Annotated in this window: 1 protein-coding gene; it reads right to left on the minus strand. The window is 77.5% G+C overall.

The features are described 5' to 3' along the window. Positions 1-69: 69 nt before the first annotated feature. Positions 70-10,335: a type I polyketide synthase gene (locus tag ACPXCS_RS26460; protein WP_425951779.1), complete on the minus strand. Its 10,266-nt coding sequence runs from the start codon at positions 10,333-10,335 to the stop codon at positions 70-72. Between the last annotated feature and the right edge of the window lie 2 nt (positions 10,336-10,337).

Below are 10,337 nucleotides of genomic sequence, written 5' to 3' on the forward strand. Positions count from 1 at the left end.
TAGCCGAGGAGCTTGTCCTCATCGCTCATGCGTTCCTCACCCGTTTCCGAGGTCCCGTGGCCGTCCCCGCTAGGAGATGCCGAGGTCGTTCTCGATGAAGTCGAAGAGTTCGTCCGCCGCGGCGGACTCCAGGCGGTCGGTGATGTCGTCGCCGGTCGCCGCGGCCGGTGCGGCGGCGGTCGCGGTGCCGCCGATGCGTCCGAGCAGCGACTGCAGGCGGGCGCCGATGCGGTCGAGCCTGGCGTCGCCGGCCGGCAGCCCGGACAGGGCCGCTTCCAGCCGGTCGAGGTCGGCGAGGACGGCGCCGGCCGCGTCCGTGTCGTCGGTGAGCCGGCCGAGCAGGTGTCCGGCGAGCGCGGTGGCGTTGGGCTGGTCGAACAGGAGCGTGGCCGGGAGGGCGAGACCGGTGGCGGCGCCGATCCGGTTGCGCAGTTCGACCGCCGTCAGCGAGTCGAAGCCGAGGGCGTTGAACGCCTGCGTGGCGCCGACCCGGTCGGGGGAGGCGTGCCCGAGGACGGCGGCGGCCTCGGTGCGCACCAGGCCGACCAGCGTGCGTTCCCGTTCGGCGGGGGTCTGTCCGGCCAGCCGGGCGCGCAGGGCCTGCCCGGCGTCCGCGTCCGCGCTCTCGGGGCGCCGGGCCAGCAGTTCGCGCACCTCGGGCAGTTCGGCGAGCAGCGGGCTGGGCCGGGAGGTGGTGAAGCCGGGGGCGAACCGCGCCCAGTCGATGTCGGCGACGGCGAGCACGGCGTCGGTGCGTGCCGTGGCCCGGCCGACCGCCTCCACCGCCCGGTCGGGGTCGAGGGGGCTGATGCCGCCGCGGCGCATGCGGGCCTCGGTGTCGGCGTCCCGGGTCGCCATGCCGCCGCCCGCCCAGGGGCCCCAGGCCAGGGAGGTGGCCGGCAGGCCGGCGGCGCGGCGCTGTTCGGCGAGCGCGTCCAGGCAGGCGTTGGCGGCGGCGTAGTTGGCCTGGCCGATGGTGCCCAGGGTGCCGGAGACCGACGAGTACAGGACGAACGCCGTGAGGTCCCGGTCCCGAGTGAGGTCGTGGAGGTTGCGGGCGGCGGCGAGCTTGGGCCGCAGCACGTTCTCCAGGGCGTCGGCGTCCATGCCGTCGATGAGCCGGTCGTCGAGGACACCGGCGGTGTGCACGACCGCGTCGACGGGGTGCTCGGCCAGCAGGGCGGCGAGCGCGTCCCGGTCGGCGACGTCGCAGGCGGTCAGGACGAGTGCGGTGCCGGTGCCGGCCAGGGTCTCCTCGAGGCGGGCGGCGCCGGGCGAGCCGGGGCCCGAGCGGCTGACGGCGACGATCCGGGTGGTGCCGCGGGAGGCGAGCCAGGCGGCGGTGCGCAGGCCGAGGGCGCCGGTCGCGCCGGTGAGCAGGACGGTGCCCGTCCAGTCGGGCGACGTCCCGGCGGGCCGTGCGGCGGGGACGCGTTCGAGGCGGCGCAGGAAGGTGCCGGCGGCGCGCACGGCGGTCTGGTCCTCGCGGCCGTCCGCCAGGACCGCGCACAGCCGGCGGGCGATGTCGGGGGCGACGGCACCGGTGCCGGCGGGCAGGTCGACCAGTCCGCCCCACAGCTGCGGGTGTTCCAGCGCGGCGGTGCGGCCCAGGCCCCATACGGCGGCCTGTTCGAGTGCGGCGGGCGCCTCGTGTCCCAGCACGCCGGCCGCGCCCGCGGTGACGGCCCACAGGCGGGTGGTGTCCGGGCCCGTGGCCCGGTCGGCGAGGGCCTGCACGAGGGCGGTGGTCGCGGCGAGGCCGGCCGGGACGGCGCGGTGGCCGGGCAGCGGCCGGGTGTCGGCGGCCAGCAGGGACAGGACGCCCGCGGGCGCCGGGCCGTCCTCGCGGGCGGTGTCGTAGGCGGCGGCCAGGGTCGTGCGGTCGGCGCCCGCGCAGTCCACGGGCAGGACGCGGACGCGGGCGCCGTGCGCGGTGAGCGCCTCGGCGATCGACGTGGCCCAGGGGCCGCCGTCCAGTGAGCCGGGGACGGCGAGCAGCCAGGTGCCGGTGAGGGCGGCGGTGGCGCCGTCGGCGGCGGGCCGCCAGGTGACGCGGTGCTCCCAGCGCTGTTCCTCGGCGTGCCTGCGGTCCGCGCCGCGCCAGGCGGCGAGGGCCGGCAGGACGGCGCTGAGCGGGGCGTCCGCGTCGAGGTCGAGCCGCTCGGCCAGGGCTGCCGGGTCGGCGGCCTCGACCAGGTCCCAGAAGTCGCCGTCGGCCGCGGGCGCGGCGGTCCGCGCGGACGGTTCCAGCCAGTAGCGCTCGCGCTGGAAGGCGTACGTCGGCAGGGCGACGGGCCGGGCGCCGGCGTCGGCGGGGTGGGCGGGCAGGTCTCCGCGGCCGTGCGCGTGCAGGGTGGCGGCGGCCAGCAGCGCCGCGCGCGTCTCGGGCAGGTCGCGGTGGAGGAGGGGCACGGCGGTGACGGCGGCCGGGTCGCCGACGCCGTCGCGGACCAGGGGGGTGAGGGTGGCGTCGGGGCCGAGTTCGAGGCAGAGGGTGACGCCCTCGGTCTCCAGGGCGCGCACCCCGTCCGCGAAGCGGACGGCCTCGCGGACGTGGCGCACCCAGTAGTCCGGGGTGCACAGGTCCTCACCGGCGCACAGGGCGCCGGTCAGGTTCGACACCACGGGGACGGCCGGCGGCGCGTAGCGCACGCGCGCGGCCACCTGCCGGAAGTCCTCCAGCATGGCGTCCATCAGCGGCGAGTGGAAGGCGTGGCTGACCCGCAGGCGCCGGGTCCGGCGGCCGCGCGCGGCGAACTCGGCGGCGACCGCGTCCACGTCGTCCGCGGCGCCGGAGACCACGACGGAGACGGGCCCGTTGACGGCGGCGATCGCGACGCGGTCGGCCCGGCCCTCCAGGTACGGCAGCACCTCCGCCTCGGTGGCCTCGACGGCGGTCATCGCGCCGCCCTCCGGCAGCGCCTGCATGAGCCGGCCGCGCGCGGCGACCAGGGCGCAGGCGTCGGCGAGGTCGAGCACCCCGGCGGCGTGCGCGGCGGTGAGCTCGCCGACGGAGTGCCCGGCCAGTACGTCGGGCCGGACGCCCCAGGAGGCGGTCAGGGCGTGGGCGGCCGTGCCGAAGGCGAACAGGGCGGCCTGGGTCCAGGCGGTGCGGTCCAGCAGCGCCGCCTCGGCACTGCCCTCGGCGGCGAGGACGACCTCGCGCAGCGGCGGTCCGTCCAGGTGCCGGTCCAGTTCGGCGCAGACGGCGTCGAAGGTCTCGGCGAACACCGGGTGGGCGGTGTACAGGTCGCGGCCCATGCCGGGGCGTTGGGCGCCCTGGCCGCTGAACAGGACGGCGAGGCGGCCGCCGTCGGCAGCGCCGGTGACGACGTGGCCGGCGCTCTCGCCGGTGGCGACGGCGGCGAGGCCGGTGAGCAGTTCCTCCCGGTCCTCGGCGACGACGACGGCCCGGTGGCGCTGCGCGTGGCGGGCCGCGGCCAGGGTGTGTGCGAGGTCGCGCGGGTCGTGGTCGGCGGTGCGCAGGTGGGTGCGCAGCCGGGCCGCCTGGGCGCGCAGGGCCTCGGGGGTGTGCCCGGAGACGGGGTGGGCGCGCGGCACGACGGCCGCCGCGTCCCGTTCGGGAGCGGGTGCGGGGGCGGGGGGCTCCTCCAGGACGACGTGGGCGTTGCTCCCGCTGATGCCGAAGGAGGAGACGCCGGCCCGACGGGGGCGTCCTTCGCGGGCGGGCCACGGGCGGGGCTCGGTGAGCAGTTCGATGGTGCCGCTGGACCAGTCGATGTGCGGGGAGGGTTCGTCGACGTGCAGGGTGCGGGGCAGTTCGCCGTGGTGCATCGCCATCACCATCTTGATGACGCCGGCGGCGCCCGCGGCGGCCTGGGTGTGGCCGAAGTTCGACTTGGCGGAGCCCAGCAGCAGGGGCCGTCCCTCGGGCCGCTCCCGGCCGTAGGTGGCGAACAGGGCCTGGGCCTCGATGGGGTCGCCGAGGGTGGTGCCGGTGCCGTGCGCCTCGACGGCGTCGACGTCGGCGGCGGAGAGCCCGGCCGAGGCGAGGGCCTGGCGGATGACGTGCTGCTGGGAGGGGCCGCTGGGGGCGGTCAGGCCGTTGGACGCGCCGTCCTGGTTGGTGGCCGAACCGCGGACGACGGCGAGCACCGGGTGCCCGTTGCGCCGGGCGTCCGACAGCCGTTCCAGCAGGAGCATGCCGACGCCCTCGGAGAAGCTGGTGCCGTCCGCGGCGGCGGCGAACGCCTTGCAGCGGCCGTCGGCGGCCAGCCCGTTCTGCGCGGTGAACTCGGTGTAGGTGCCGGGGGTGGCCATGACGGTGACGCCGCCGGCCAGCGCCATCGAGCACTCGCCCCGCCGCAGCGCCTGGGCCGCGAGGTGCAGGGCGACCAGGGCGGAGGAGCAGGCGGTGTCGACCGTCATCGTCGGCCCCTCCAGGCCGAAGGTGTAGGCGACCCGGCCGGAGATGACGCTGCCGGACACGCCGAGGCCGATGTAGCCCTCCATGCCCTCGGGGATGTCGGCGAGGCCCGACGCGTAGCCGGATCCCATCGCGCCGACGTACACGCCGGTGCGGCTGCCCTGCTGGGCCAGCGGGTCGAGGCCGGCGCGCTCGAAGACCTCCCAGGACGTCTCCAGGAGCAGGCGCTGCTGCGGGTCCATGGCGAGGGCCTCGCGCGGGGAGATGCCGAACAGGGCGGCGTCGAAGTGGGTGGCGCCGTGCAGGAAGCCGGCCTCCAGGCCGGGCAGCCGGTCCAGGTCCCAGCCCCGGTCGGTGGGGAAGGCGCCGATGGCGTCGCCGCCCTCGGACACGAACCGCCACAGCTCCTCGGGGGAGGTGACTCCGCCGGGGTACTGGCAGGCCATGGAGACGATGACGACGGGGTCGTCGTCGCCCGCGGCGGCGGTGGCGGTCTCGGCCGTCTCGGTGCCGCCGGCGAGTTCCTGCCGCAGGTGGCGGGCGAGGGCGCTGGGCCTGGGGTGGTCGAAGACCAGGGTGGCGGGCAGCCTGAGTCCCGTCTCGGCGTTCAGCCGGTTGCGCAGGTCGACCGAGGTGAGGGAGTCGAACCCGAGGTCCTTGAAGGACTGTTCGCCGTCGACGGCGCCGGCCGAGCCGTGGCCGAGGGCGACGGCGGCGTGGCGGCGCACCACGCCCAGCAGCAGGCGTTCCTGCTCGGGTCCGGTGAGTGCGGCCAGGCGCCGCAGGAGTGCGGAGGAGTCGGCGCCGTCCGCGGTGCGGGCGGTGCGCCGGGCCGGTGCCGGGACCAGGCCGTGGAGCAGGGCGGGCAGCCGGCCGGCCGCGGCGGCGGCCCGCAGCGCGGCGGGGTCGGTGCGCAGCGGGGCGAGCACGGCCTCGTCGGCCGTGAGCGCCTCGTCCAGCAGCCGCAGGGCGTGCGCGGGGTCGAGGGCGGGCAGTCCGGAGGCGGCGATGCGGCGTACGTCGCCGTCGTCGAGGCCGCCGGTCATGCCGCCGTCGTGCTGCCACAGGGTCCAGGCGAGCGAGACGGCGGGCAGTCCCTGGGCGCGGCGGTGCTGGGCGAGGGCGTCCAGGACGGTGTTGGCGGCGGCGTAGTTGGCCTGTCCGGCGCCGCCGAGGAGGCCGGCGGCGGAGGAGAACAGCACGAAGGCGGTGAGGCCGGCGTCGCGGGTGGCCCGGTGCAGGGCGAGCGCGGAGTCGGCCTTGGCGCGCAGGACGGTGGCGAGGCGGTCCGGGGTGAGGGAGGCGAGGACGCCGTCGTCGAGGACGCCGGCGGTGTGCACGACGGCGCGCAGCGGGTGCTCGGCGGGGACGGTGGCCAGGGCGGCGGCGAGGGCCGCGGGGTCGGCCGCGTCGCAGGCCTCGATGCGGACGGCCGCGCCGTGGGCGGTGAGTTCGGCGGCGAGCTCGGTGGCGCCGGGGGCGTGCGGGCCGCTGCGGGAGAGCAGCAGCAGGGAGCGCACGCCGTGCGTGGTGACCAAATGCCGGGCGACGAGCGTGCCGAGCGCACCGGTGCCGCCGGTGATCAGGACGGTACCGTCGGGGTCCCAGGCGGCGGTCCGGCCGACGGCGGTGCCGGCGGGGTTCCCAGCGGCGGTGCCGGCGGGATTCCCCGCAGCGGTGCCGGCGAGGTTCCCAGCGGGATTCCCCGCAGCGGTGCCGGCGAGGTTCCCAGCGGGATTCCCCGCAGCGGTGTCGGCGAGGTTCCCAGCGGGATTCCCCGCGGCGGTGTCGGCACGCGTCAGCGTCGGTGTGAGCAACCGGCCCTCACGCAGGGCGAGTTGCGGTGCGCCGGAGGCGACCGCGGCGGCCAGGGCGGTACGGGAGGCGTCGGTGCCGTCGAGGTCGGCGAGGACGATCCGGCCGGGGTTCTCCGTCTGGGCGGAGCGCACCAGACCCCACAGGGCGGCGGCGGACAGGTCCGGTACGTCCTCGTCCCCGGCGGCGACGGCGCCCCGGGTGACGACGACCACAGGGGCGTCCTGGGTGCGCTCGTCGTCGAGGAGCGTGCGCAGGGCGTCCAGGGCGCGGGAGGCGACCCCGGCGGGGGTCTCGCCGGGTGCGGAGGCGAAGGGCAGGACGGCGGCGGTGCAGCCGTCGGCGCCGAGCGCGGGCCAGTCGGGGACCAGGTCCGACGGGTCCTCGGCGGCCAGGCGCCAGCCGTCCGTGGCCGGCGCCCCGGGCAGGTCGGCGGCCGTCCAGCGGACCGCGTACAGCGCTCCGTCGGCCGGCCGGGCGGCGGGCGTGGCGTCCGCGGACAGCAGGCGGCTGACGAGGGAGTCGACGGTGGCCACGAGTCGTCCGGTGCCGTCGGCGACGCGCAGCCGCACCGAACCGCCCGGGCGGGTGTCGAGCCGGACGCGCAGGGCGGTGGCGCCCACGGCGTGCAGGGTGACGCCGCTGAAGGCGAAGGGCAGGCCCACTCCCCCGCCGTCGCCGTCCGCCTCGCCGCCGCCGGTGAGCTGGGCGTGCAGGGCGGCGTCGAGGAGCGCGGGGTGCAGTCCGAAACGGGCGGCGTCGCGGTGCTCGTCCTCGGGCAGCGCGACCTCGGCGTACCGGACGTCGCCGTCGTGCCAGGCGGCGCGCAGGCCCTGGAAGACGGGGCCGTACTGGTAGCCCTGGGCGGCGAGCGCGGCGTAGAAGCCGTCCAGTGGGACGGGACGGGCGCCGGCGGGCGGCCATGCGGTCAGGTCGTCGCCGGCCGCGGCGGGGGTGGCCGGGGCGAGGACGGCGGTGGCGTGCCGGGTCCAGGGGGTGTCGTCGTCGGCGTCCGGGCGGGCGTGGACGGCGACCGTGCGGCGGCCCGCGTCGTCGGGGGCGCCCAGCACGATCTGCAGCTGCACGCCGGTGCCGTCGGGCAGGGCCAGCGGCGCCTGGAGGGTGAGCTCCTCCAGCAGGCCGCAGCCGACCTCGTCGCCGGCCCGCAGGACGAGTTCGACGAAGGCGGTGCCGGGCAGCAGGACGGTCCCGGAGACGGTGTGGTCGGCGAGCCAGGGCTGGCTCCGGGTGGACAGGCGGCCGGTGAGCAGGACCCGGTCCTCGTCGGCGACGCGGACCACGGCTCCGAGCAGCGGGTGCCCGGCGCCCGCGAGACCGGCACCGGTGACGTCGCCGGTCTGTGCGGCGGGCCGCAGCCAGTACCGCTCGCGGGTGAAGGCGTAGGTGGGGAGCTCGATCCGGGGGGCGTCCGGTCCCGGGCCGCCGAGGAGGCGCTCGTGGTCGACGGGCACGCCGTGGGCGTGGGCCCCGGCCACGGCGGCGAGCAGGGTGGCCGGCTCGGGGCGGCCCTTGCGCTGCAGGGGCAGGCAGACCCGCTCGGTGGTGTCGTCGGGCAGGCAGGTGCGGGCGAGCGCGGTGAGGGAGGCGTCGGGGCCGAGTTCGAGGAAGCGGGTGACACCCCGCTCGACGAGGTGGCCGACGCCGTCGGCGAAACGGACGGTGTGGCGCAGGTGCCGTACCCAGTAGTCGGCCGAGGCGAGTTCGTCGGCGGTGGCGGCACGGCCGGTGAGGTCGGAGACGACGGTGATCCGCGGCGGGCGGGCGGTGACGCTCTCGGCGACGCGCCGGAACTCGTCGAGGGCGCCGTCCATGCGGGCGGAGTGGAAGGCGTGCGACACACGCAGCCGCCGGGTGGTCCGGCCGTGGGCGCCGAGTTCGGCGGCGACCGCCTCGACGGCCGCGGTGCTGCCGGAGATCACGGTGGCGCGGGGCCCGTTGACGGCGGCGACGGACACGGCGTCACCGTGCGCGGCGAGCAGCGGGGTCACCTCGTCCTCGGCCGCGTCGAGGGAGATCATGGCGCCGCTCTCGGGCAGCGCCTGCATGAGCCGGCCGCGGGCGGCGACGAGCCGGCAGGCGTCGGCCAGCGACCACACGCCCGCGACGTGGGCGGCGGTCAGCTCACCCAGGGAGTGGCCCAGCAGGTACTTGGGGGTGATGCCCCAGGACTCCAGCAGCCGGAACAGGGCCACCCCGAAGGCGAACAGGGCCGGCTGGGCGAGTCCCGTGGCGCGCAAGGCCTCCTCGTCGCCGGTGTGCAGGACGGTGTCCTTGAGGGACAGGCCGAGTTCGGGGTCGAGGTGGGCGCAGACCTCGTCGTAGGCGCGGGCGAAGGCGGGGAAGGCGTCGTACAGGTCCCGGCCCATGCCGGGGCGCTGGGCGCCCTGCCCGGGGAACAGGAACGCGGTGCCGCCGCGCAGGGTGCGGCCGGTGACGACGGCCGGGTGCTCCTCGCCGTCGGCGAGGGCGCGCAGCGCGTCGCGTGCGGCGGCGGTGTCCGGGGCGAGGACGGCGGCCCGGTGCTCGAAGGCCTGCCGGGTGGTGGCCAGGGCGCGGGCGGTGTCGTGCGGGTCGTGCCCGGGGTGGGCGGTGACGTGGTCGAGGAGCCGTGCGGCCTGGCCGCGCAGGGCCTCGGCGCTGCGCGCGGACAGGAACCAGGGGGCCAGCGGCAGCGGTTCGGCCGGAGCGGCCGTCGGGGCCGTGTCGTCCGCCGCGGGCTCCGGCTCGGGTGCGGCCTCCAGGATCGTGTGGGCGTTGGTGCCGCTGATGCCGAAGGAGGAGACGGCGGCCCGGCGCGGGCGGTCGCCGGTGTCCGGCCAGTCGGCGGGCTCGGTGAGCAGGCGGACGTGTCCGGCGTCCCAGTCGACGTGCGTGGAGGGCGCGTCGACGTGCAGGGTGCGCGGCAGCCGGCCGTGCCGCAGCGCCATCACGGTCTTGATGACGCCGGCGACACCGGCGGCGGCCTGGGTGTGGCCGAGGTTGGACTTCAGGGAGCCGAGCAGCAGCGGCCGTTCGGCGGGCCGGTCCTGGCCGTAGGTGGCGAGGAGGGCCTGGGCCTCGATGGGGTCGCCGAGGGTGGTGCCGGTGCCGTGCGCCTCGACGGCGTCGACGTCGGCGGCGGTGAGACCGGCGTTGGCGAGGGCCTGCTCGATCACCCGCTGCTGGGCGGGGCCGTTGGGGGCGGTCAGCCCGTTGGAGGCGCCGTCGGAGTTGACGGCGGAGCCGCGGACCACGGCGAGCACGGGGTGGCCGTTGCGGCGGGCGTCGGAGAGGCGTTCCACCAGGAGCAGGCCGACGCCTTCGGACCAGCCGGTGCCGTCGGCGGAGTCGGCGAACGCCTTGCAGCGGCCGTCGGGCGCCAGGCCGCGCTGCCGGCTGAACTCGAACAGCAGGCCGGGGGTGGCCATGACGGCGACGCCGCCGGCCATCGCGAGGTCGCATTCGCCGTTGCGCAGGGCCTGCACCGCCCAGTGCAGGGCGACGAGGGAGGAGGAGCAGGCGGTGTCGACGGTGACGGTGGGGCCCTCCAGGCCGAGGACGTAGGAGATGCGGCCGGAGGCGACGGAGGTGGCGTTGCCGGCCAGCATCAGGCCGTGGACGTCCTCGGGCACCTCGACGGGGCCCTGGCCGTAGCCGGAGGTGGCCGCGCCCACGAACACCCCGGTGGCGCTGCCCCGCAGGGTCTGCGGCCGGATCCCGGCCCGCTCCAGCAGTTCCCAGGAGGCTTCCAGCAGCAGGCGCTGCTGGGGGTCGGTGGCCAGGGCCTCGCGGGGGCTCATGCCGAAGAAGGCCGCGTCGAAGGCGGCGGCGTCGCGGAGGAAGCCGCCCTCCCGGGTGGAGAAGGTGCCGGGGCGGTCGGGGTCGGGGTCGTAGCGGTCCTCGATGTCCCAGCCGCGGTCCGCGGGCAGCGCGCCGATGGCGTCGCCGCCCGCGTCGACGAGCCGCCACAGGTCCTCGGGGCTGCGGATGTCGCCGGGGAAGCGGCAGCTCATCGCGACGATGGCGATCGGCTCGCGGACCCGGTCCTCCGCCTCGCGCAGCCGGCGGCGGGTCTGCCGCAGTTCGCCCGTGACCCGCTTGAGGTATTCCACGTACTTGTCGTCGTCAGCCACGT

It is taken from the genome of Streptomyces sp. DT190 (assembly GCF_049846985.1).
GTDB lineage: Bacteria > Actinomycetota > Actinomycetes > Streptomycetales > Streptomycetaceae > Streptomyces.